This window comes from Nocardia sp. NPDC060255, assembly GCF_042727395.1.
GTDB lineage: Bacteria > Actinomycetota > Actinomycetes > Mycobacteriales > Mycobacteriaceae > Nocardia.
On sequence record NZ_JBHXAU010000022.1, the window covers coordinates 130,004 to 153,094 of the forward strand.

26 protein-coding genes are annotated in these 23,091 nt (G+C 66.7%); 17 read left to right on the top strand and 9 right to left on the bottom strand.

Annotated features, from left to right (window positions below; all coding sequences use genetic code 11):
* Positions 1-246 precede the first annotated feature (246 nt).
* The 7 genes from ACFWF1_RS32620 to ACFWF1_RS32650 all read left to right on the top strand — a co-directional run bounded on the left by ACFWF1_RS32620 (position 247) and on the right by ACFWF1_RS32650 (position 4,232).
* Positions 247-906, top strand: a complete 660-nt coding sequence (locus ACFWF1_RS32620; RefSeq protein ID WP_379285305.1) for an MspA family porin — start codon at positions 247-249, stop codon at positions 904-906.
* 59 nt (positions 907-965) lie between these two features.
* Complete coding sequence (locus ACFWF1_RS32625) at positions 966-1,217, top strand: hypothetical protein (protein WP_379285303.1); 252 nt, start codon at positions 966-968, stop codon at positions 1,215-1,217.
* 563 nt (positions 1,218-1,780) lie between these two features.
* Positions 1,781-2,599, top strand: a complete 819-nt coding sequence (locus ACFWF1_RS32630) for a glycine zipper domain-containing protein (protein WP_379285301.1) — start codon at positions 1,781-1,783, stop codon at positions 2,597-2,599.
* A gap of 4 nt (positions 2,600-2,603) precedes the next feature.
* Positions 2,604-2,762 carry a hypothetical protein gene (locus ACFWF1_RS32635; RefSeq protein ID WP_379285299.1) on the top strand — a complete coding sequence of 53 codons (159 nt, stop codon included), beginning with the start codon at positions 2,604-2,606 and terminating at the stop codon, positions 2,760-2,762.
* Positions 2,763-2,776: 14 nt separating this feature from the next.
* Complete coding sequence (locus ACFWF1_RS32640) at positions 2,777-3,346, top strand: hypothetical protein (protein ID WP_379285298.1); 570 nt, start codon at positions 2,777-2,779, stop codon at positions 3,344-3,346.
* The gene (locus tag ACFWF1_RS32645; protein WP_379285297.1) at positions 3,343-3,495 is read left to right on the top strand and encodes a hypothetical protein; all 153 of its coding nucleotides are present in this window, start codon (positions 3,343-3,345) and stop codon (positions 3,493-3,495) included. Before ACFWF1_RS32640 ends, ACFWF1_RS32645 begins: the two co-directional genes overlap by 4 nt.
* 77 nt (positions 3,496-3,572) lie before the next feature.
* Positions 3,573-4,232, top strand: coding sequence for an RraA family protein (locus tag ACFWF1_RS32650; protein ID WP_379285295.1), 660 nt, complete (start codon positions 3,573-3,575; stop codon positions 4,230-4,232).
* 7 nt (positions 4,233-4,239) lie between these two features.
* Here the strand turns inward: ACFWF1_RS32650 and ACFWF1_RS32655 are convergent, their stop codons facing one another.
* Positions 4,240-5,664 carry a pyridoxal phosphate-dependent decarboxylase family protein gene (locus ACFWF1_RS32655; RefSeq protein ID WP_379285293.1) on the bottom strand — a complete coding sequence of 475 codons (1,425 nt, stop codon included), beginning with the start codon at positions 5,662-5,664 and terminating at the stop codon, positions 4,240-4,242.
* A 201-nt stretch (positions 5,665-5,865) separates the two neighbouring features.
* Here ACFWF1_RS32655 and ACFWF1_RS32660 point away from each other — a divergent pair, with 201 nt between their 5' ends.
* The gene (locus ACFWF1_RS32660; RefSeq protein WP_379285291.1) at positions 5,866-6,300 is read left to right on the top strand and encodes a MarR family winged helix-turn-helix transcriptional regulator; all 435 of its coding nucleotides are present in this window, start codon (positions 5,866-5,868) and stop codon (positions 6,298-6,300) included.
* Positions 6,301-6,420: 120 nt separating this feature from the next.
* Entirely contained in the window at positions 6,421-7,002 is a 582-nt protein-coding gene (locus tag ACFWF1_RS32665; RefSeq protein WP_379285289.1) for a TerD family protein, read from the top strand.
* A 10-nt stretch (positions 7,003-7,012) separates the two neighbouring features.
* On the opposite strand, the gene ACFWF1_RS32670 is transcribed toward ACFWF1_RS32665, so the two are convergent.
* From ACFWF1_RS32670 to ACFWF1_RS32685, 4 genes are read right to left on the bottom strand one after another with little or no spacing between them, the layout of a single operon-like run.
* Entirely contained in the window at positions 7,013-7,639 is a 627-nt protein-coding gene (locus tag ACFWF1_RS32670) for an SAM-dependent methyltransferase (RefSeq protein WP_379285287.1), read from the bottom strand.
* Complete coding sequence (locus ACFWF1_RS32675; RefSeq protein ID WP_379285286.1) at positions 7,636-8,388, bottom strand: PIG-L deacetylase family protein; 753 nt, start codon at positions 8,386-8,388, stop codon at positions 7,636-7,638. The genes ACFWF1_RS32670 and ACFWF1_RS32675 overlap by 4 nt, the downstream gene beginning before the upstream one ends.
* Positions 8,370-9,359, bottom strand: coding sequence for an acyl-CoA dehydrogenase family protein (locus ACFWF1_RS32680; protein WP_379285284.1), 990 nt, complete (start codon positions 9,357-9,359; stop codon positions 8,370-8,372). The genes ACFWF1_RS32675 and ACFWF1_RS32680 overlap by 19 nt, the downstream gene beginning before the upstream one ends.
* Entirely contained in the window at positions 9,359-10,114 is a 756-nt protein-coding gene (locus tag ACFWF1_RS32685) for a glycosyltransferase (RefSeq protein ID WP_379285282.1), read from the bottom strand. Before ACFWF1_RS32685 ends, ACFWF1_RS32680 begins: the two co-directional genes overlap by 1 nt.
* 147 nt (positions 10,115-10,261) lie before the next feature.
* Here ACFWF1_RS32685 and ACFWF1_RS32690 point away from each other — a divergent pair, with 147 nt between their 5' ends.
* From ACFWF1_RS32690 to ACFWF1_RS32700, 3 genes are all read left to right on the top strand, one after another.
* The gene (locus ACFWF1_RS32690; RefSeq protein WP_357380473.1) at positions 10,262-10,534 is read left to right on the top strand and encodes a GlsB/YeaQ/YmgE family stress response membrane protein; all 273 of its coding nucleotides are present in this window, start codon (positions 10,262-10,264) and stop codon (positions 10,532-10,534) included.
* A gap of 45 nt (positions 10,535-10,579) precedes the next feature.
* Entirely contained in the window at positions 10,580-12,301 is a 1,722-nt protein-coding gene (locus tag ACFWF1_RS32695) for a thiamine pyrophosphate-dependent enzyme (protein WP_379285280.1), read from the top strand.
* A gap of 195 nt (positions 12,302-12,496) precedes the next feature.
* Positions 12,497-14,062 carry an ABC transporter substrate-binding protein gene (locus ACFWF1_RS32700; RefSeq protein WP_379285727.1) on the top strand — a complete coding sequence of 522 codons (1,566 nt, stop codon included), beginning with the start codon at positions 12,497-12,499 and terminating at the stop codon, positions 14,060-14,062.
* A 75-nt stretch (positions 14,063-14,137) separates the two neighbouring features.
* Here the strand turns inward: ACFWF1_RS32700 and ACFWF1_RS32705 are convergent, their stop codons facing one another.
* Positions 14,138-14,887, bottom strand: a complete 750-nt coding sequence (locus ACFWF1_RS32705) for an SDR family oxidoreductase (RefSeq protein WP_379285278.1) — start codon at positions 14,885-14,887, stop codon at positions 14,138-14,140.
* A 101-nt stretch (positions 14,888-14,988) separates the two neighbouring features.
* Here ACFWF1_RS32705 and ACFWF1_RS32710 point away from each other — a divergent pair, with 101 nt between their 5' ends.
* The 4 genes from ACFWF1_RS32710 (at position 14,989) to ACFWF1_RS32725 (ending at position 18,518) form a co-directional block, all read left to right on the top strand.
* Positions 14,989-15,843, top strand: coding sequence for a helix-turn-helix transcriptional regulator (locus ACFWF1_RS32710; RefSeq protein WP_379285276.1), 855 nt, complete (start codon positions 14,989-14,991; stop codon positions 15,841-15,843).
* A gap of 189 nt (positions 15,844-16,032) precedes the next feature.
* The gene (locus ACFWF1_RS32715; protein WP_379285274.1) at positions 16,033-17,211 is read left to right on the top strand and encodes an acyl-CoA dehydrogenase family protein; all 1,179 of its coding nucleotides are present in this window, start codon (positions 16,033-16,035) and stop codon (positions 17,209-17,211) included.
* A 108-nt stretch (positions 17,212-17,319) separates the two neighbouring features.
* Positions 17,320-17,922, top strand: coding sequence for a ClpP family protease (locus ACFWF1_RS32720; protein ID WP_379285272.1), 603 nt, complete (start codon positions 17,320-17,322; stop codon positions 17,920-17,922).
* A 2-nt stretch (positions 17,923-17,924) separates the two neighbouring features.
* Complete coding sequence (locus tag ACFWF1_RS32725; protein ID WP_379285271.1) at positions 17,925-18,518, top strand: ClpP family protease; 594 nt, start codon at positions 17,925-17,927, stop codon at positions 18,516-18,518.
* A gap of 3 nt (positions 18,519-18,521) precedes the next feature.
* Here ACFWF1_RS32725 and ACFWF1_RS32730 read toward each other — a convergent pair whose 3' ends face one another.
* Genes ACFWF1_RS32730 through ACFWF1_RS32740 form a run of 3 tightly spaced genes read right to left on the bottom strand, consistent with a single transcriptional unit; the run spans position 18,522 to position 21,222 of the window.
* Complete coding sequence (locus tag ACFWF1_RS32730) at positions 18,522-18,917, bottom strand: helix-turn-helix domain-containing protein (protein WP_379285270.1); 396 nt, start codon at positions 18,915-18,917, stop codon at positions 18,522-18,524.
* 59 nt (positions 18,918-18,976) lie between these two features.
* A complete protein-coding gene (locus ACFWF1_RS32735) occupies positions 18,977-19,717 on the bottom strand; it encodes an IclR family transcriptional regulator (protein WP_379285269.1) in 741 nt (246 codons plus the stop codon).
* Entirely contained in the window at positions 19,714-21,222 is a 1,509-nt protein-coding gene (locus ACFWF1_RS32740) for an APC family permease (RefSeq protein ID WP_379285268.1), read from the bottom strand. Before ACFWF1_RS32740 ends, ACFWF1_RS32735 begins: the two co-directional genes overlap by 4 nt.
* A gap of 276 nt (positions 21,223-21,498) precedes the next feature.
* On the opposite strand from ACFWF1_RS32740, the gene ACFWF1_RS32745 reads away from it, so the two are divergent.
* Entirely contained in the window at positions 21,499-23,073 is a 1,575-nt protein-coding gene (locus tag ACFWF1_RS32745) for a flavin monoamine oxidase family protein (RefSeq protein WP_379285726.1), read from the top strand.
* The last annotated feature ends 18 nt before the right edge of the window (positions 23,074-23,091 follow it).

Below are 23,091 nucleotides of genomic sequence, written 5' to 3' on the forward strand. Positions count from 1 at the left end.
GATCGGTACGGAAGCGGGGATAACGGCTCAGGCGTGATGCACGCCATAAATCGGTTGTTGAATCGTGGATCACCGGCTCCAACCTGGACTGGTCGGGTGTCCAAATGGTTAACGAGTGGTCACGGCGGCTATTGGGCGCAACCTAGCGATTGCCAAATGTTAGCTACATGGGTTTTCCTTAACTCGGAGGGGAACGCTGCGCTGCCTGATTTGGGCTGAAACTCGACGTGACAAGGATGGATTTAGATGAACAGGGTTGCGTTTCAGCGAAGCGGTGTCGCAGCGGTGCTGTGCACAAGCTCGATAACAGTGGGATTGCTGGCCAATGGGCAGGGAGTCGCGTCGGCGGACGCGGTCGCCGACAAGGCGCGTGTCGTCGCGACCGATGACGGCTGGACATTGACGGTCACCAAGACCGCGGAAACCCTGGACCGCTACCCGAACCTGGCCGCGACGATGTTCACTCGCGAAGGGTTCGTATCGTTGAAGGCGATCGCCGAAGTCACCGGCAAAGGCACTCAACCAGTCAAGGCCGCAGTGGTCAGTTTCGGCTATCAAATCGGTTGCCAGATAGACGTTTCCAGCGGTCTGACGACAAGCCTGGGAATGTCGTTCGGCCCCAACGCTTCCCTCAACATCTCTTACCCGCCCAGCGTCAGCCTCGGCGTCAATGCCTCGGTCTCGCCGAATGTTTCGACGACCCTCAAGCCTGGTTCGATCGCGACCGTCGAGTTCGGCAAGAAGGCCTTGGCATCCGGCCGCGCCTCGATCGCCATGGACCAGGTCGAGGTCAAGGTCGATGCCTGCATGGGCCCGGTCTCGTTGCGCTCCTTCGCCACCGCGACCATGTCCACCCCCACCGCGGACAACACCACCACCGCCTACGGCGACCCCATCTGGCTCTAACCCCACCCGGACAACGCATTCCGATGCGGTAGCGGGATCCCAGAAGGAGACCCACAGTCATGACCGACACCGATCGCACCGCAGCGGAACCGAACAATGCCGCATGGGCGCCGACGGCCCTGCTGGCCGGACTGTTCCTGCTCATCGCCGCGTTCGCCCACCTGGACCGGATGCCAGGCTGGGCCGACGACCACGGCGCAATCCTGGTCTACCTGGCGTTCTTCCTCTACATGTCCATCGCTGGACGCCTGACCTGGTGGGGTATCGACACCACTTACGCGCAGGTAAAGGCACGCCGGAGCGGCCAATGACCCGCCCGGCAAGAAGCAACCGGTTGGCCGGAGCCGCCCTCGCAGCCACCGCGGCGGGCATCAGTGTTGGATTCGCGTCCTTCGCCACCCCCACCGCTTCCGCTGTGCCGTGCGCGGAATGGCAGCAGATGCACCCGGGCTGGCCCTGCATCGACACACCCTCGCTCCCGCCGACACCACCTCCGGGCCCGCCGACCACGCCGCCACCCGTGCCTGAGCCAGTGCTGCCCGGCCAACCGCCGAGCAACAATAGCGGCGGCAGCCAGGCTGGAGCACTCACACCACCGGCACTACCGCCCGGCAACAACGCGCCCATCGTCGCCGTGCCAGGAACTCAACCGCCCGTGCTGCCCGGCAACCAGCCTGTAGTGCCGGCACCCTCGCCTATCCCAGCCAAACCGGCTGAGCCCGCGCAACTTCCGCTTGCGCCGGCGCAAGAACCACCGGCGACCACGCAGAGTCCGGCAGCAAGAGTGTCCAGCCTGCCGCCAGATCGTCCAGGACCCGAGCAACTTTCGCCGAACAACGATGTCGGGAACGGGGCCGATGGTCGAATCCCGTTGTTGCTGTTGGCAGGAGCGGCCGCCTTTGCGGCCGGTGGTCTGCGATCGCGAGGACTTCGGTCGTCGCGGCAGCTGGACGTCTCCCAGGTCCGCGCGGATGCCGAAAGCGGTCCGGGCCTGCTGACCTCTGGTCAGCCGGCACACACGTATACCGGTGTCGACGGCGATGGCAACCACTCGCAAGTCACCGTTCCTGCCACCCCCGATACGGTCACGACATTCACGCCCCGGGAATCCACTCCGGCGACCAGTACCGGTCCTGGTCTGCTCACCTCTGGTCAGCCGGAGCACACGTATACCGGTGTCGACGGCGACGGCAACCACACCCAAGTCACCGTCCCGGCAACGCCGGATACCACTACGACCTTCTCGCCGGGCACCGACGACGAGGACCCATGGGCGGGCCGAGCCGCTACCGGAGCTGCCGGCGGCACCCAGGAACTGGGTACCCGCATGGTCGAGACCGTAGATCCGTCGGGAAGGCATGCGTGGGTCCCGGCGACAGCTGAAGAGGCCGAGCGAATGGGCGGAGTCTTCAAGGGCGTCGGCCGTGCCGGATTCGGTGTCGGAATAGGGCTGAGCGTCTACGACGGCGTCAGCGGATACCAGAACGGCACCTACGACGCCGGTGAAGCCGGTGCCGTAATCGGCGGTGAGGTGGTCGGCGGCGCGTTGGGTGGTGCGCTGGCGGGGGCAGCCGTAGGGTCGATGGCCGGACCTGTCGGTACCGCGATCGGAGCGGGTATCGGCGCCGCCATCGGTTCCGAAGTCGGGAAGAACGCCGCGCTTGGTGTCAAACATTTCCTATTCGATAGGTGACGCGATGAGCCGACATGAAAGACCGCGCAGGTTCCGGAACCTGAAACTCGATACCGAGTACCTGAGCTATCGGTTGGACACCGTCATCTACGGTTTATCGGCCGCAGCGGGATTCTTGATCGTCTTCGTGTTGACCGAACACTTCGCACCTTGCGTGTTGTGAGAGTGAGGACCACCATGACCGAGATTGCGGATGCGCCACTGTTGACCCGACTTGCCGCGGCCGGCACAGGATTCCGACTCGCACCGCCGCCCGGCAGCCTTGCCACGATCATCGGCCACGCGGAACCGATGGCCGGCTGGTCGACGGCCAACGAGTACGCCGAGTTCCCTGGCGTGCTCAACTGCGAGGTACATCTGCCGTCGCTCGACGATGATTTCGCAGCCAACTCGATCCAGACCTCATTCGTGTTCGACTACCTCACCGACACCGAAGACATCCTGAATACGGCCGCAGATTTCGCGAACTTGGGCAGTATCGACGTCGCCCATGAGCCATTGGCTCGGATATCCGACCGGGTGCGGCGAACGACGTATTTCGGTACCTACCCGCACGAACACCGAAAACTGTGCTGCTGGATCGACTACTACCTCGTAGGCACCGGCAGCGGCGGATATCTACTCCAGCACGCGAAGACTTCAACCGAAACCCAATGGCCGATAGTGGAAGCCGACTTCACGCGCAGTACAGCCCGCTTCGAAGCATTCGTCGAGGTGGCCGTATCGCAAGATGGATCGACGCGATGATCGATCCGTTCTCGCGACGACGGCGGAGTGAGCCCGGAGGGCGTTCCCGACACGTGCTGCGCATGGCGGCCAGCGGGCTGATCACCGGCGCCGCCGCGGCGGGCCTACTCGAGATCGGCTGCCATATCTGGCATCTGATTCAGCACTGAGGAAGTGTGGCTCGTAGCGGCGGGCTGGGAAAGTACAGTCGAGCCGACTGCACACTCCGAGCCTTGAAGGGGCGCCGATGCTGGTTGATCAGCTTGTCGCGAAGTTTCATGCGGTGGACACGACTGCGCTCTGCGATGCCGACAAGTCGATTCGGGTGCTGGACAGCGGGATTCGGCCGCGCTCGGCGGGGCTACGCATCGTCGGGCCCGCGTTCACCGTGCAGTGCCGGGGTGACTTCTTCGGGGTGCTGCGGGCGATCGAGTCCGCAGCACCCGGCGACGTCATTGTCGTGGACGGTGGTGGGAGCGAAATCGCCTTCGCTGGAGAGATTTTCGCGCGCGGCGCAGTGATCCGTGCGCTCGGCGGGATCATCGTCGACGGAGGTTACCGCGATATCGGGTACGTGCGCGGCTGCGAGCTGCCGATCTACAGCCGATTCGTCACGCCCATGGCGGGGAGCACCGCTCAGCTCGGCGCACTCCAGGTGCCGGTGACCTGCGGCGGCGTCCCGGTCTCACCCGGTGACCTGATCCTCGCGGACGAAGAAGGCATCATCGTCGTCGATCCCGATCGAATCGAGTCGCTGTTCGAGGCCGCGACGGCCATCAAGGCGGCCGAAGCCCGGGTCATCGCGAAGCTGGATGCGGGCGCGACGTTGAGCGACGGGATCAACGTCGCCGCGCACACCGCCGCTCTGCACAGTGGTGAGCACTCCACGCTCCAGTTCTTGGCCTGACCATCGCCTAGAGCTGAGGTCCGATCTCGCGGATGACCTGGACAAGCAGGTCCGCCTCGGGCACGGTGATGCGCCAATTCACGAAGGTCGGCCGCAGCGCCGTCATGCCTCGGTAGGTGGTGGTGCCGACGTAGACGCGGGCGTCATCGAGGATGGCGGTGCCGAGGCGGGCATTGAGCGCGTTCAATTCGGACTCCGGCACGCCCGGTGGGCGGTAGCGGAAACAGCTGACGCACAACTGGACTGGGGCCAGGAGTTCGAAATCATCTGCCTCATCGACGATTCGGCCGAGGTGGGCGGCCACGTCGAGATGGCGCTCCACCATTTCCCGGTACCCGGCACGGCCGTAGGCGCGCAAGGTCGCCCAAATGGGGAATGCTCGTGCCCGGCGGGAGGACTCGGGGCCGTGCATGTTGTAGCTGATCTGGTCGTCATCGAGGGTTGGTAGGTATGCCGCACCCCAGCTGCCGAATGTCTTGCCCAGCAGCGAATTATCCTTGATGAACGAAAACCCGCTCTCCTGTGGCACATTCAACCATTTGTGACCATCGGCGGTGATCGAGTCGACCCGCTCGACGCCGCGAGCGAGGTGCGCCGTGCGCGGTGAAAGTGCCGCGAACAGTCCGAACGCACCGTCGACATGCAGCCAGGCACGATACTGCTCGGCCAGATCGGCCAAGTCGTCGATCGGGTCAGAATCGCCGGTATTCACCTCACCGAGGTTGCCGACGATCACCGCAGGCGCACCGTCGAGTTCGATCAGCGCCCGCTCCAACGCCGCCAGATCGATCCGCCCGGCATCGTCACGGACGAAGGTGCGCAAGGTATCTCGGCCGCAACCGAGGATCTGCAGCGCCTTGCGGGTGCTGGCGTGCACGTAACCACTGGTCAGCACCGGCAGCTGGGGCAGCCCCGCCAAGCCGTCGGCGACCACGTCCACCCCGTGCCGTTCGGCCCACCAGTAGCGAGCCGCCGCCAGCCCGGTCAGGTTCGCGAAGGTGGCGGAGGGGGTGAGCACCCCGCCGAATTCGGCAGGCAGTCCGAACAGCTCCTTGAGCCATCCGAGCACGACGGTCTCGGTGCGCGACGCCAGCGGCGAGGAGACCCACAGCCCCGAGTTCTGGTCCAGCAGTGCGGTTACCCAGTCACCGGCCAGCGCCGCCGGGGTCGCCCCGCCCACCACGAGATGAAAAAAGCGCGGTCCCGAGGTGTGCACGGCCGCCCGGGTGCCGACCGCGAGCAACTCCTCGACCGCCGCCAGCGCGCCGGCGCCGTGCTCGGACAGCGGTCCGGCGAGGTCATCGATGCGTGGATCGTGGGTGGCGTCGTGCACGAGTCGCTCCGGCAGGCTCGCCAGGTACGGTCCTGCCGCCTGGTGCACCAATGCCAGCGCCTGCGCCGCGACGTCCTGTTCTTCGAGCGGATCAGCCATGCCTCACCGAACCGCGCACCGCCCCCTTTGTAAATAGCCAGTCGGCCAAGGTGATTGGCCGCCGGCCACCGCGGCACGCCGAAACCGCAGGTGATCTTCAACCGCCGAATAACCGGCGAAACCGCCGAAATCACCGCATCAAGATTTGAGTGTCAAAGTAACTTCGTAGGAGACTGCAAGTAGCTGGCTACACTGTGCTGCGTGACAGCGGACCTGCCTGAAGCGGACCTGGGGTATCGCCTGCTCGCCGAACTCCGCACGGTATCCGACCAGCTCGACGCCGCGCTCGTGAGCGTCCTGCGTGAATTGGATCTCACCGTGCCGTCGGCGAATGTGCTCTGGCACCTCACCCCGACGGCCGCGCTGCCATCGATGTCCGAGCTGGCCCGCCGCACCTGCAGTGACCCGTCGACGGTCACCTTCATCATCGACAAGCTGGAGAAACGCGGCACCGTCGAGCGATTACCCGGCCCGGACGACAAGCGGGTGAAAGTGGTCGCCCTCACCGCCGCGGGCTTTGCCCAACGCGAGAGGTTGGTCGACGCGATGACCCAGCATCTGCCGCTGCGCCGACTGTCCGCCAGGGAGCAGCGGCAGCTGCACCGGTTGCTGTCGAAGGCCAATTCCAGCGCCTGATCAGTGGCGAGAGCTATTAGCTATCAATGTGTTTCGTCGCGGTGAGGCTGTTCTGGTCGATTGCCCGCATGAGAATCTTTCTGGCGCTTGAAGTTACGAAACGCCCGCTAATCTGAACCCATGATCACGCTCAAGAAAGAAGACGGCGCCGCGGATCTCGCCGGTGTCACCAAGCTGAGTGTCGGCGTGAGCTGGGATCCGTCGGCTGGGACCAGCGGCGGGGCACTCGGCTGGGCACGCCGCAAGAAAGGCGTCGACCTGGACCTGATCGCCATCCTCATGCAGGGCGCCGAGCCGGTCCGCTTCGCCGGACTCGATTCCCTCGACCCGCTCGGCAACGGTTCCGTCCTGCACAGCGGTGACGAGCAGACCGGCGCCGCCGCGGGCGACGACGAGACCGTCCACGTCACGTTCTCGGACGTGCCGGGCGGCATCGACGCCATCGTCTTCGTCGCGGCCGCCTTCAAAAAGGGTAGTTCGTTCGAAAAAGCTAACAATATTAGCTTCAAGGTCTACGACGCGAGTGGCGGCAGCAGTCAGCAGGTCGCCGACATCTGGCCGTCGCTGCTCGGCGCGGACAACGCCAACGCCGTCGCCCGCGCCTTCCGCTCCGGCTCCGCCTGGCAGCTCGAGGTGCTGAACCGCAAGGGCAAGATCAAGCAGGGCGACAAGCAGGCGCTGCTCCGCTTCGCGATGGCCTGACTCAGGTCTCTTACTCGATGTGCTCGGCCTTCGCGACGGAGATCGGGTCGCCTGCGGTGAAGACGTCGAGGAGCAGGTCTTCGTCGTGGTAGCCGGCCAGGGCGGTCAGGCCCTGGGTGGTGCGGGCGATGGCGTGCACGTGGTCGCCGGAGAGGGGGTATTCGGGGACTTTTCGGCGCCAGTGCACGCAGAGCAGGGTGCCGTCGGGCTCGAGGTGGTCGACGGCGTGGCCGAAAGCGGTTCGCAGGGTGACGGAGTCGAGGTAGTAGGCGACTTCGCTGAGGACGATCAGGTCGAAATGTTCGTCGGGCCATGGCTCGCCGAGCGCCCAACGACGGAATTCGACTGCACCGCGTGCGGATTCGGGCAGTCGGTCGATGCGCTGGCCCGCCGAATCGAGGGCCTGGGCCGCGATGTCGGTGCAGACCAGTCGATCGCAGCGGTCGGTGAGTTCCGCGGAGAGGGTGCCGATCGAGCAGCCGGGTTCGAAGGCGCTGCGGTAGCGGGGTTTCGGCAGCGCGGCCATGGTGAGTGCGCGTTTGCGCTGCTCGTACCAGCGGGTGGTGAAGCCCCACGGGTCCGGATCACCGGCGTACATGTCCTCGAAATAGCTTGCGGCCAAACCGGTCTCGCTCATACGAAGAACGTTTCCGTGTTGCCGGTGAACCGGTCCAGTACGTACGGCGGCAGGATCGGCTGGTCGGCGGGATCCGCCGACATCGGCAGGATCTGGCTGTGGAATTGCGAGAGGGCGCGCAGCTTGGCGTCGACCGCCGTCGCGGGCAGCGTCAACGTGCGGGCGCGGCTGGCGGGGACCACCGGATGTTCGGGAGTTGCCCAGTGCCACATCCACACCGGGAACTCCAGTAGTCGGGTCGCGGTGCCCGCGCATGCCGCGGCGGCGGCCCGGCCGACGGCTTCGTGGTCGGGGTGCCCGTCGCGTCGCCAGGTCGTCGCGCACCACGCGCCCGCGTGGCCGCAGTCGGCGAGGATGCCGGACAACGCCTCGGTCACCGCCGCCTCGTCGGCGGCCACCCGGCCGTCGCCGATGCCGAGCCTGATCGGCGCTTCGACACCCAATTCTCGTGCGGCCCGGCGAGATTCGGCTACCCTGAGCTCCGCGAGCTCGGTCGGTGAACAGGTGGGTGAGCCCGGGTGCGACGCCTCGCCGTCGGTCACCGTGACGACGGTGACCGGCAGGTCGTGCGAGCGGGCCAGCGCGATGAGGCCGCCGACGCCGAGTACCTCGTCGTCGGGGTGCGGCGCGACGACGATCAAATGCCGCCAGCCGGTCAGCGACAGTTCCGGGCGGCGGTTGCGCCACCGGGTCCAGGTGCGCTCCGGCGTGCCCCGGGCGGCGAGATCGATCAGCGGTTCGGCAACCATGAGAACTCCTTTTCCGCGTAGGCACGGCCGAGGTCGGCCAGATCTCGTTCCGCATGACTCTGGCGGAGGTAGACGGTGAGGTCGGCGACGCGGCGCGCGTGCTCGGCGTCGGCACAGAGGGGACCGGCTCCCAGCGCGCGCCCGACCCGGTCGATGGTCGCCGTCGCCGCGTCCTCGACCACCGCCCGCACCGTCCCGGCGCGGATCCGCGCCAGGCCGGAACGGTCGGCGGGGTCGGCGTCGATCTGGTGCGCGGCATCGGTCAAACACAGTGCGGCGGCGTGCAATCCGCTCAGCACCGCGCCGAGGTGGGCCAGGGCGTGCTCGTCGGTGGCGCGGTCGTGCAGGGTGCGGGCGACGGCAGCGGCGCCGCCGTACCAGCAGGCGGCGACGCCGATGGCGCCGTGCCAGAAGCCCGGCCGGGTCAGGTAGGCGCCGGGACCGCCGACGGGTTCGGCCTCGGCATCCATGAAATCGACTGCACCGGAATCGGATTCCTGCATCCCCACGGCGTGCCAGGTGCCCGGCACCGCGCACACCGACGACTGACCGAGGTCGACGGCGAACAGCCTGCGCTCGTCCCCGGCCCGCGCGGTGACCAAGGCATGGGTGCATATCGTCGCGCCGGAACACCACGGCTTGCGGCCTTCGAGGATCCATCCGCCCGACTCGAAGCGCGCCCGCAGCACCGGCTTCGGCGGTTCGGCGGCCCACACTCCCCAGATCTGCCCGCGCTCGACGACACCGCCGTCGAGCTCGGCCAGAATCGCCGCGGCGTCGGCGTGCGCCTCCACCATCCGCCCGACGACCACATTGCCGAACGTGAGATCGGCGAGGCAGCGCCAGCGCTCGATGGTGTGGCCTGATCCGGGATACGGCAGCTCGAGCCGGCCGGAATCCGCGAGCCGCCGCAGCGCACCCGCCAGCGCGCTGGGTGCGGCCGAAGCATCGAGGAGCTCGGTCGGCGGCATCAGGCACTCCTACTCTCGGCGCGATACGTGCGCTCAATTCTCCGCAAATGAGCAGCGAACCCCTGCGGTGCCCGGCCAACACGGCGCGCCGAGGTGGTGACGAGGACGTCTTCGGCCCATTCGATCGATGCCCCAGCGGCTGTCATGCGGGACACCAGGTCGACGTCCTCGCCGGTCCGCAGCTGCCGGAAGCCGCCGACCCGCCAATAGGTATCGGCCCGGAAGCCGAGATTCGCGCCGTGCACGTGCCCGTGAGCGCCGGTTGTCCGGTACTGCTGCTCATAGTTTTGCCGGGTGGTGGCCTCATGATCTGCCCATCCGCGCACGCCGACGATGCCGGCGACCACCTCGCTTCCGGTATTCGCGTAGTCGAGCTGGGCCCGCAACCACAGATCATCGACTTCGGAGTCGGCATCGGTTGTCGCGAACCAGGTCTCGGCCGCACAGCTCGCGCCGGCATGCGCGAATCCGAGTGCCCGGGCGGCACCGACATTGCGCTCATCGATCGCCATCACCTCGACATCCGAGGTGGGCACGCACGCCGAATCATCGGTGCACGCATCGAGCACGAGTTGGACCCGGACCGGAACATCGACGCGTCCCGCCGCCCGCGCCAACGCCGATAGGCAGGCGGGCAGCAGCCGCTCCTCATTGCGCACCGGAACGACGACCAGAATCCGCGCGACAGCACCACCGAGCGCGGCATTGTCGGCATGCGGAACAGGGACCCTGTCGCGGGGACGGGAGTCGGTCATGGCTCCCGGCTACCCCGCGGCGGCACCGGCAAACGGTCAGCGAGTCTCGATGTGGTGAACCTCGCCGCTGTGCTTGGTCTGCCCATGCGGGGGTATGACCGGCGCAGCGCGCATTTCCGGCGTGCCAATGACCAACAGGAGGACATCATGCTGGGTCTCGGGATTATCGGGTGGATCATCATCGGCGGTCTGGCCGGATGGATCGCCAGCAAGATCATGAAGACGGACGCTCAGCAGGGCATCCTGTTGAATATCGTCGTAGGCGTCGTCGGCGGCCTGCTCGGCGGCTTCTTGCTCAAGTTGTTCGGCGTCGACGTCGAGGGTGGCGGGCTGTGGTTCAGCTTCTTCACCTGTATCGCCGGCGCGGTGATCCTGTTGTTCCTGGTGGGTCTGGTCACCGGTCGGCGAGTGTCTCGATGACAGCGGCCGCCCAGCAGAACCGTCTATGACGCGGAGGAGTCGACTATGACCACGGTTGCGGAAATGATCGTCACGGCGCTGGCCGACGAGGGTGTCACCCAGATCTGGGGTGTCGTCGGCGACGCGCTCAATCCGATCACCGACGCGATCCGTCGCGAGGATCGGATCGAATGGATCGGCGTGCGACACGAAGAGGTCGCCGCCTACGCGGCAGGAGCGCAAGCCCAGCTCACCGGCACCATCGGGGTGTGCGCAGGCACCGTCGGACCCGGTTCGATCCATCTGCTGGGCGGTCTCTACGACGCCAAGAAGTCACACGCACCGGTGCTGGCGATCTGCGGTCAGGTACCGACCTCCGAGATGGGCAGCGAATACTTCCAGGAGGTCGACAACGACGCGGTCTTCCGCGACGTTTCGGAGTTCACCGCCACGGTCACCAGCGCCGCGCAGATGCCGAGGTTGCTCGAACAAGCGGTGAACGCGGCGGTGTCCCGGCAGGGCGTCTCCGTGCTCACCATTCCGGGTGACATCGGTGGTCTGAAGCTGGACACCGACGTGCGTCCCCGGTTCGTCGCGCGCGATCGCACGATCGTCCCCGGTACGACCGAAATCGTGCAGGCCGCCGAGACACTCAACAAGGCCGCCAAGGTCACCTTGCTCGTCGGCATCGGGGCCAGGGAAGCGCGCGACGAGGTATTGCGGCTCGCCGAACAGCTTTCGGCACCGATGGTGCTCACCATCAAGGCCAAGGAAGGCCTCGAGCACGACAACCCGTATGCGGTCGGCCAAACCGGTTTGATCGGTAACCCGGCCGCCAATTCGGCGCTCGAGGATTGTGACGTGCTGTTCATGGTCGGCACCGACTTCCCGTACCGCGACTGGTATCCCACCGGCAAGACCGTCATCCAACTCGACGCACGGCTCGACCACATCGGTCGCCGCACGCCGGTCGACGTCGCGCTGGTCGGTCACACCGGTCCTTCGCTGCGCGAACTCCTGCTGAAGCTGGACACCAAGGCCTCGGACAAGCACCTGAAGAAGGCGCAAACGGAGTACCACGCCTGGACCGAACTCCAGCAGCGGCTGGCCGACCCCAAGCACGACCGCAAACTTCTCGGCCGCATCCGCCGCCACCTGGACAACCCGGATCAGCTGATCCGCCCGGAGGCGGTGGCCGCGGCGGTGAACACGCACGCCGCCGACGACGCGATCTTCACCTCGGATACCGGTATGTCCACGGTATGGCTGTCCCGATTCCTCAGTCTGCGCGGCTCTCGGCGGTTGATCGGCTCCTACAACTTCGGGTCGATGGCCAACGCGATGCCGCAGGCGCTCGGCGCGCAGATCCTCGACCGTGAACGCCAGGTCGTGGCCTTCTGCGGGGACGGCGGGCTGATGATGCTGCTCGGCGATCTGCGCACCGCGGTCACCTACGATCTGCCGGTCACGCTGGTGGTGTTCAACAACGGGCGCCTCGGCATGGTCAAACTCGAGCAGGAGGAGGGCGGCCTGCCCGAGTTCGGCACCGTCCTCGACAATCCGGATCTGGCCGCCGTCGCGGCCGCGATGGGCCTGGAATCCCGCCGGGTGACCGACCCCGAGGACCTGGACAAGGCGGTCGCGGACGCTTTCGCGGCCCGCCGGCCCGTGCTGCTCGATGTCGTCACCAACCCCGACGAGATCTCGATCCCGCCGAAACCGACCTTCGACCAGGCGTGGGGCTTCGCCATCGCCAAGGTCAAGGAGACCCTGGAGAGTCGCGCCTGACAAATTGTCGCGTGCGACGCCGCGCCCCCGGTCCGATCATCGGTGGATCCCATGACAATTGGTCTCGGAATGGTTACTGTCCGAGAACATTCCACGGTGATCGGGATGGGGCGCGGTCGTGTCCCGGTGGCCTGTTCGAAATCGGGAGAACGCGTGAGATTCACAAGAGCTGGGGCGCTGGTCGCGGCGGCACTCATGGCCACAAGCCTGGGGCTGACCGCATGCTCGTCGGATGACGGTGGCGATGCCGACATCGTCACGACCAACGCCGGTGAGCCGCAGAACCCGTTGGTGCCCACCAACACCAACGAGAACATGGGCGGGCGCGTCGTCGACCGGCTGTTCGCGGGCTTGAAGTACTACGACGCCAACGGTGTCGCGCACGACGAGCTGGCGCAGAAGATCGAGACGACGGACCGGCAGAACTACAAGATCACCATCAAGCCGGACTGGAAGTTCTCCGACGGCTCGGCGGTGACGGCCAAGTCGTTCGTCGACGCGTGGAACTACGGTGCGCTGGCCACCAACGCGCAGTTGCAGAGCTACGTGTTCTCCCCGATCGTCGGGTTCGATGAGGTGTCGGCGAAAGATGTGAAGGCACAGACGATGTCGGGGCTGAAGGTGGTCGACGACCACACCTTCACCGTCGCGCTCAAGCAGCCGTCGATCGACTTCGAGACCGAGCTCGGTTACGCGCCGTTCTACCCGCTGCCCGACGCCGCGTTCAAGGACATCAAGGCCTTCGGTGAGAACCCGATCGGCAACGGCCCGTACAAGTTCGCGGGCAACGGCGCGTGGCAGCACAACGTCAAGATCGATTTGGTGCCCAACCCGGACTACAAGGGCGGCCGCCCGGCCAAGAACAAGGGCCTGCGGTTCGTGATGTACCAATCGTTCGACACCGCCTACGCCGATCTGCAGGCGGGCAACCTCGACACCCTCGATGTGGTGCCCGACAGCGCGATGGGCACCTACAAGAAGGACCTCGGCGACCGGGCGATCACCAAGCCGATCGCGTACAAGGCGGCCATCGGCATCCAGACCAACGCACCGCACTTCGGCGGCCAGGAAGGGCTGCTGCGCCGCCGGGCGCTCTCGATGGCGATCAACCGAGAGCAGATCTGCGAGAACATCTTCCACGGCACCCGCGTGCCCTCGCTCGACTTCACCGCGCGCACGCTGCCCGGGTTCAACCCGAACCTGCCCGGCAACGAGGTGCTGAAATACAACCCGGAAGAAGCCAAGAAGGTGTGGGCCCAGGCCAACGCCATCTCCCCGTGGTCGGGTCGCTACGAGATCGCCTACAACTCCGACGGCGGCCACCAGGGCTGGGTCGAGGCCACGGCGAACAGCATCAAGAACACCCTCGGCATCGAGGCGGTCGGCACGCCGTACCCGACGTTCAAGAACATCCGGGATGCGATCAACGCCAAGACCATCGGCACCGCGTTCCGCTACGGCTGGCAGGGTGACTACCCGACCATGCTGCAGTTCCTGAGCTCGCAGTACTACAGCTTCTCCGACGGCAACAACGTCAACTACGACAACCCGGAGTTCGACAAGCTGCTGAACGCCGCGCTGGCGGCGCCCAACCTGGACGAGTCCTACAAGATCGTCGCGCAGGCGCAGACGCTGCTGATGCGGGACATGGCCGACATCCCGATGTTCGATTACGCCGCCGCGGCGGGCCGCTCGGACAAGGTGAAGAAGGCCGAGCTGGCCTGGAACGGCCTGTTCGACTTCGAGGGTATCGAGAAGTAGTCACCTACTGATCGCGAAAGGCCCGCTGACATTGCGCCAGCGGGCCTTTCGGCTACTCAGCCCTGCGGGGACTGCTCAGCCCTGCGGGGTCGGCACCACGATCATTTCGGCGATGTTGACCCGCTTCGGGGCGTTGACCGAGTAGCCGATCGCGTCCGCGATGTCTTCGGCGACAAGGATTTCCATGTCGTCGCGCCATCCGGCCAGGACGGTCTTCTGGTCCTCGTCGAGCATTCCCGCGCCGAGTTCGGTGCCGACGAAACCGGGTTCAATGGTGCGCACCCGCACACCGCGCGGCCCGAATTCGCTGCGCAGGTTGCGGGTCAGGTGCGCGACGGCGGCCTTGGTCGCACAGTAGACACCGTAGTTGGGGAACACGAGGTGCCCACCGACCGAACCGACGTGCACCAGGTCGGCGCGTTCGCCGTCGCTCGCCGCGGCGAGCAGGTCATCGATGAAAGCCTTTCCGGTGTACAGCAATCCATTGATGTTGGTACCGATCATCTGCTCCCATTCGTCGGTCTGCGCCGACTCGTACGGTGCGCCGAGCATGACGCCCGCATTGGCGACCACCAGGTTGATCGGCCCGAACGCGGCCCGCACCGTGGCGGCGGCGTCGAGCACCGACTGCTGCACGGACACGTCGGCCTCGACGGCGAGTGCCTCGCCACCGATCCGGGCGGCCAACTCTTCGAGCCGATCCATGCGCCGCCCGAGCAGGGCGACCTTCGCGCCGTCAGCCGCGAGCCGCTGGGCGGTGGCGGCGCCGATACCACTGGATGCTCCGGTGACGACCGCGACGCGGCCGGTGAGGTTGTTTGTCATGACGACTAGATTCGCGCTGGTCACGGCCCCGTGCCAGGGTACGGACTTCCTGGTAGTGGGAGGGCCACCCAGCCGGCCGGGTGCTGTCCTACCCTCGAAGGATGGATTCCGACAACCGATTGGGCGCCTTTCTCCGGGCACGGCGCGAGCTGGTGCGCCCGGAGGATTTCGGGATGTCCGGCGGCGGCCAGCGCCGGGTGGCCGGGCTGCGCCGTGAGGAAGTCGCGATGTTGGCCGGGATGAGCGCGGATTATTACGTGCGACTCGAGCAAGGTCGTGACAAGCATCCGTCCGAGCAGGTGGTTGTCGCGCTGGCGCGGGTGTTCGCGCTGGACGAGGAAGGCGTCGCGCATCTGCGGGAGCTGGCGCGCCCGGCGGCGCGGCGCAGGCGTGCGCCGCAGCGTCCGGAACGGGTGAGCCCCGGCCTGCTCGCACTGATGCAGGCGTGGCCGCACACGCCTGCGCTGGTGCTCGGCAGGCACCTGGACGTGCTCGCCGCGAATCCGCTGGCGGTCGCGGTCAATGCCTGCTCGGTGCCGGGCGTCAACCAGGTCAGGATGATGTTCCTCGATCCGGAAGCGCGAAATATCTACCCGGACTGGGCCGTCCACGCCGCGGAGACGGTGGCGAGTCTGCGCGCCTCCGCGGGCGATCTGGACGATCCGCGGTTGACCGAACTGGTCGGCGAGCTGTCGTTGAAGAGCGACGATTTCCGAAAGCTGTGGGCACGCCACGACATTCGGGCGAAGACCGCTGGAAAGAAACGCTTCCTCAATCCGATGGTCGGCGAGCTGAAGCTGTCGTACGAAACCTTTTCCGTGAACGGCGCGCCCGGGCAGCTGCTCGTCGCCTACCACCCGGAACCCGGCTCGGAGTCGGAGCGCGCGTTGGCGTTGCTCGGCAGCATGGTCGCGATCGAGGATCCGGTGCTCCGGGAAGCCCAGTCGGTCGACTAGCCGACGGTTCGGTCAGCGGTCCGGCTGCTGGCGGGGGTTGTGACGGCTGGACATACTGGGTTGTGGGCGTGGGCAGACCCGTGTCGTTCGCCGGGAACGCGATTCCCGGCGTCGGCGATCGATCATCGGGTTACCCTGCTGCTGCGGGCAGTGACGCCAATTCGATTGCGGCTGGACCTGATTGGGGCAATGGTGACCGGAGAAGCATCGTCGGCGAAAGAATTGCTGGCCGCGGCGCGTGCCTTCGCGCCGGAGGTGGCGAAGCGACGGCAGGAGATCGAAGCGGCCCGGCAGCTGCCTGCCGACATCGTCGAACGGCTGCGGTCGATGGGCATCTACGCGATGGGATTCAGCGCCGAGCTCGGCGGGCCGGGCCTGACCTCGCTGGAGCAGATGGAGGTGTTCGAGGCGCTGGCCTACGGCGACACCGCCACCGGCTGGTGCGCGATGATCGGGGCCGCGACGGGCATCTACGCGGGTTTTCTCGACAAGCAGGCCGTCGCCGAGTTGATGCCGACGCGGGATCTGATCACCGCGGGGCTCATCGCACCTGCCGGACGGGCCGTGCGGGTCGACGGTGGCTATCGATTGACCGGCCGGTGGAAACTGGGCAGCGCCATCAACCACGCGGACCTGGTGGTCGGCGGTGCGATGATCTTCGACGGCGACGAATTGGCCATGGCCGACGGTGCGCCGATCGCGAAGATGTTCTGCATGCGGCGCGACCAGGTCGAGGTCTTCGATACCTGGGACAGCACCGGCCTGCGTGGCAGCGGCAGCAACGACTACGCGACCGATGACCTCTTCATTCCCGAACATCACTGCTTCGACTTCTTCGAACCGCGAAGCGGCACCGGCAAACTCGCCGAACCGGAGACCCTGGCCCGAGTGATGCCCGGCATTCCGCTCGGCGCGACGCGGGCCGCGCTGGACTACGTCCGGGATCTCGCGCAGGGCAAGGTCATCGCGGCCACCGGGCAGAAGTGGGCGGACAACTATCGGGCGCAATACATTCTGGGTGAGTGCGAGATGGCATACATCGTCGCCCGCGGTGCGGTCGTCGACAGCCTGCGCACGCTGTGGGATGCGTTGGACGAGAACCGTTTCGCCGAGATTCCGCCGGACATCCGGGTGCAGACCTTGCTGACCCGTACCCATTCGTATCGCGCCTGCCGGCACATCATCGCGCGGCTGTGCGAGCTGGTCGGCACCGAATCGGTCTACAAGCCGAACCCGCTCGACATCTGGCTGCGCGACATGAGCACCATGACAACGCATCTCATGGCGCACGATCAGATGATCCAGACCGCAGGCGCGTTCCTGCTCGGCGGGCAGCCGGAATTCCCGCTCGTGCTCGGCGTGCGCTGAGCGGGGTCGGTCGACGCGCTTGACGTAGCGGCGGCACGGCACGTCGATCGGGTCTGCTGTCGGCAGACACAGCGGCATCCGGCGGTCCGGCGGGGATAGACCTGAGTCATGATCGAAACATCGCACCTGGACTACCGGGGACAACTAGCCGACAGATTGTTCCGCCATCGGACGATCCAACTGACCGGTGAGGTCGACGACGCGATGGCGGAGCGGGCCTGCAGCGAACTGGTGTTGCTGGCCAGCGAGGACGACAAGCGCGACATCGTCCTCTACATCAATTCGCCGGGCGGGTCGGTGCTCGCCGGGCTCGCCATCTACGACACGATGAAGCTGATCCCGAACGACGTGGTGACCGTGGCCGTCGGGTTCGCCGCGAGCATGGGGCAGGTGCTGCTCGCCTCGGGCACCAAGGGCAAGCGAATCAGCTTGGCGCACAGCCGGATCATGATGCATCAGCCGTCCGCGGGCATCGGCGGCACCGCGATGGACATCGCGATCCAGGCGGAGAACCTGGAGTACATGAAGCTGCAGTCGGAGCAGATCCTCGCGGCGGAGACGGGGCATTCGCTGGAGGAGATCCGCTCCGACAGCGATCGTGATCGCTGGTTCACGCCGGAGCAAGCGCGTGAATACGGCATCGTGGACGAGATCGCCGCCAACTTCGCGCAGATTGCACCATTCACCAACGCACACCGAGCGGGGTTGTGACCATGTCCCAGTACACGATTCCGCATGTTATCGAGCGCACCCCGAACGGCGAGCGCTCCTTCGATGTCTTCAGCCGGTTGCTCAACGACCGAATCATCTTCCTGGGCACCGAGATCGACGACGGCGTCGCCAATGTCGTGATGGCGCAACTGCTGCACCTGGAGTCGGAGTCGCCGGATCGCGAGATCAGCCTGTACATCAACTCGCCCGGCGGCTCGAACACGGCGATGCTGGCCATCTACGACACCATGCAGTTCCTGCGGACGCCGGTCGAGACCTATGCCATGGGGCAGGCGGTGTCGGCCGCGGCAGTGCTGCTGTCGGCGGGTACGCCTGGGCGACGGTACGTCCTGAACCACTCCCGTGTGCTGCTGCATCAGCCGTCGGCGCAGGGGCAGGGCACCATCTCGGACCTGGCGCTGCAGGCGGCGGAGGTGATGCGGATCCGCGCGCAGACCGAGGCGATTCTCAGCAAACACACCGGTCAGAGCGTGGAGCAGTTACGCAAGGACACCGCTCGTGATCGCGTGTTCACTGCCCAGGAGGCGGTGGAGTACGGCCTGGCCGACGAGTTGATCTTCACTCGCGACCGCTGACGATCAGGCCGCAAGCAGTTCGACGCGCGCCTCGGAGACCGGGCGGTTGAGATGCCGCAGCGCGCCCAGTCTCCGAGCGCCGCGAAAGAGCAGCGTTTCGATGGGCAGTCTGAGCGCCCCGCAGATCGAATGCAGCATCTCCGAGGACGGTTCCTTGCGTCCCCGCTCGATCTCGGACAGGTATTGCTTGGACATGCCGACCTCGGCCGCGACCTCGGCCAGCGTGCGGTCCTGATCTTGGCGCTCGTCGCGCAGCACCTCGCCGTACACGGCACGCAGCAGCGGCGACGCGGCATCCACCGGATCCCGGCGTGACTCCGGCGCAGCGACGCTGCGGCGCGGCCGGCCGTGACGGTGCGCATCGAGATCGACTACGACGCCATCCTCTTCTGCTGCCATATCGACGAGTCTTACACCTCGCCGAGCCGATCCGGCCGATGTTCGCCCACGGCAGACAACTACGCCGCAACGAGCGTCAGCCGGGCGGCGCAGGTGCGCAGCAAGTCGATGAGGGCCGGGTCGTCTACGGCGATGCGGCCGGTCGTGCCGATCGCCGCCAATGCGCCGACGAATGTGCCGTCGGCGGCGCGCACCGGCACGGCCAGTGCGCTGCGGCCCACCCGGCATTCATCGACCTCGGTGGCGATGCCGGTGTCGGTGACCCGGCGCAATTCCGCGGTGAGGACGGCGGGGGAGGTGATGGTCGCCGCGGTGACTCGGCGCAGCGGACCACCGGCGAGTTCCGGGTGTGCGGCGAGCAGCAGTTTGCCGATGGCCGAGGCGTGCGGGTGTGTGCCCAGTAGCTGTTCGCCGCTGAGTTCGTGGTCGGGGTCCTTGTCCACCAACCGAACTCGATGGTCGGTGAACGCGGCGAGGTAGATGCCGAAGCGGAGTTGGCCGCGCAGTTCGTCGAGGATCCGGCTGTTGTCCGCGGGCGGCGGTGTCGCACCGGCGAGTTCGCGGGTGCGGCGGCCGAGGGCGAAGCCGGACAGGTCCTCGATGCGCACCAGGTAGCCGTCGGCGACGAGCAGATTCAGCAGCCGGTAGGCCGTGGCGGGCGGGATACCAGTATGCGCGGCAATGCTTTTCGCGGTGGCGCCGGCGCCGAGCTTGGCCACCGCCTCCAGCAGCGCCAGCGCCTTCTGCACGGCGCGCGGTTCGTGGCCGCTGGGCGCGCCGTGGCGCTGCTGCGTGGTCACGGCCCGCTGGCGTCGGTGTGCTGCGCGCCGACCAGGGCGATGGTGCCGCGCGCGTTGACGGCGAACACCCCGGCGCCGGGCAGCACGTCGGCCGATTCGGGACTGTCGAAAACCCCGATGGTACTGAGGCTTCGAGGGTGGGCGGCACGTAAGTAGCGGTGCCACAGCCACCCTGCGATGACCACGGTGAGAGCCGTTACGGTGCAGGCGATAACGCTGCTCGTGGTGCCGAAGGCGAGCAGGGCGCCGAATATCGCGATGATCGCGGCGGTGCCGACCATGGCGAAATAGGTGTCGAGAGGGCGTATTTCGTGAATTCGACGCAGGAACCGCACCGAGGCCACCGCCACCAGCAGATAGGCCGCGGCGAGCGCGGTGCGGACCACCATCTTCGCTTCGTTCGGTACTCCGTCGAGCGCGACGAACGCCAGCCCGACTCCGGTCACCACGAGCACGATCGCAGCGAGCGCGACATGCGGGGTGCGCAGGTGCCGGTTCACCCGCGTGAACACCCGCGGCAGCACGTCTTCCAAGCTCATCGAATAGACCAGCCGCGACGCGGCATTCGACGACGCCATCGCGGACGCCAGCCAGGAGCAGGTGAGTCCGGCGTCGAGCAGGATCACCACCAGCGGACTGACTCCGGTCGCGGTGCCGTGCAGGTAGGCGTTGACCAGCACCCCGGCCCGCCCGGACCAGGCGGCCCAGGCGGCGAAGATGAACAGCGAGCCGCAGAGCACCGGCGTGAGCAGTACGGTGCGCGGCACCGTCACCAGCGGCCGCCGCGTCTCGGGCGCGAAGAAGGTGGCGCTCTCGAAACCGGCGAGCGCGAACAGGGCCGACAACGCCACCAGCAGGACACCTGGACCGTCGGTGCTCGGTGCCGTGATCGCGACTTCTTCCGGCGGGCCGGACAGCAGCATCAGCCCGGCGATGAAGGTCAGCGAGCACACCTCGACCGCGAGGATCACCACCGCGGCGAACCGCACCCCACGGATGAGTGCGCCGCCGATGGTCGCCGCGATCACCAGATAGACCGCACCGACCCACCAACCGTGCAGCGGGAGACCGAGCTGTGCCGCGACTGCGATCGCCGACTGGCCGCCGAAATACAGGGTGAGCGCCGCACTCCCGAGGTATTTCACCAGCATGCCGACGCCGCAGGTCAGCGCCGCCCGGGTACCCAACCCCTGGAACACGAACGTGTACAGGCCGCCGGACGCGGCGAGCCGCCGCGCGAATTGCGCGACGCAGCAGGCGATCAGCGTGGTCACCACCGTCGCGACGACGATGGTGATCAGCCCGGGCAGCAGCGTCTCGTGACTGAGCATGGTGACCGGCAGCAGCACCATCGATGCGGCAGGCGCCGTGGTGGCGACCGACTGGCCCAACAACTCCGCACCGGACAGCTGCCTGCGCCCGAGGGCGCGCAACGGCGAAACCGCCGGGCGCTCCGGCTCACCCGCCGAGAACGACCGCGCGACGGCGTCGGCCAGAGCAGTCATCGCCACACACCTCCTGGGAGCGCGTGCGAGCGCGAATGCGCGAGGCCGCACACACCTTGTGCGGTGAGGTTATCGGCGCCGCGTTTCGCCGATATTGCGGTTGCGCTTCGGTTGCCGTTCGGCGAGTGGGAAATACGGTCCGGGCCGCTCCCACTCGATGATCGGCGGATCGTTGCCTCGCCGTAGCGGCGCCGACTCGCACCCATCCGACGATTTTCCTCAGCACGGACATCTCGGCGGATGGAGCTCGAATTGACTGTCACCAGGCGATCTTTGATACAGGGCCTCGGCGTGACCGGTGGCGCGGGACTGGCCTACGGCGCGTTGTCGACGCTCGGCCTGGCACCCGCGCTGGCCGAGGCGCCGCGACGCTTCGACCCGCCAGCGATGGGCGATCTGATCGGCCGGGCGTCCGGCAAGAGCTCGGTCGTTGTCCTCGGTGGCGGGCCCGCGGGGCTGTGTGCGGCCTATGAACTGCGTAAGGCGGGTTACGACGTCACGGTGCTGGAGGCCAGACAGCGTCCAGGGGGACGGGTGTGGTCGATTCGCAACGGGACCACCGAGACCGATCTGAACGGTGAGACCCAGCATTGCACGTTCTCCGACGGGCACTTCTTCAACCTGGGCGCCACCCGGATCCCGCAGGGCCACATCACCCTCGACTACTGCCGCGAATTGGATGTCCCCATCCAGCCTTTCGGCAATCAGAACGCGAACACGATGGTGCAGTACAAGAGTGACACTGCGTTGTCCGGTAAGCCGGTGCAGTATCGGGCGGCGAAGGCCGATGTGTACGGATACATGGCGGAGCTGCTGCAGAAAGCGGCGTCCAGGGGAGCGCTCGATGACGTGTTGTCGGTCGCGGACAAGGAGGCGCTGTCGTCTTTCCTGCGGGACTTCGGCGACCTGTCCAGTGACGGTCGCTATCTCGGATCTGCCCGTCGCGGTTACGATTCCGAGCCCGGGGCGGGCTTGAACTTCGGCGCGGCCCGGCAGCCACATCCCATGTCCGATGTGATCCGCGGCGGCCTCGGCCGGAACTTCAGCTTCGAATTCGATTACGACCAGGCCATGATGATGATGACCCCGATCGGCGGGATGGATCGCATCTACTACGCCTTCCAGCGCCGGATCGGTCTGGACCGCATCAAGTTCGGCGCCGAGGCGACCGCGCTGCACAACACGACCGACGGAGTGCGGGTCGAATTCACCCAGGGCGGCAAGAAGCAGGCCGTCACCGCGGACTACTGCGTGTGCGCGCTACCGCCGAATCTGGTCGGCCGCCTCACCAACAACCTGCCCGCCGAGGTGCTTTCGGCGCTGAAGGCGGCGGTGCCGGTCTCCTCCGGCAAACTCGGCATCGAGTACTCGCGTCGCTGGTGGGAGCTGGAGGACCGGATCTTCGGCGGTGCCAGCAACACCGACCAGGACATCGCCCAGATCATGTTCCCCTACGACCATTTCAACGCCGATCGTGGCGTGGTGGTCGGCTACTACAACACCGGCAAACGGCACCAGGCCTTCGAATCCCTCACGCACAAACAGCGTTTGGCCAAGGCGGTCGCCGAGGGCAAGACGATCCACGGCGAGAAGTACGGCCGCGATATCAGCTCGTCGTTCTCCGGCAGTTGGCGACGCACCAGGTATTCCGAGGGTGCGTGGGTCGGCTGGTCCGGCAGCGACTCGCACGGCGGCGTCGCCACCCCGGAGTACACCAAGCTGCTCGCGCCGGTGCAGCGCATCTACTTCGCCGGCGACCACCTGTCCAACGCGATCGCCTGGCAGCACGGCGCTTTCACCTCGGCCCGCGACGTGGTGACCGCATTACACACCCGCGTCGCCGCCAGCTGACCTCACCCAAGGAGTACC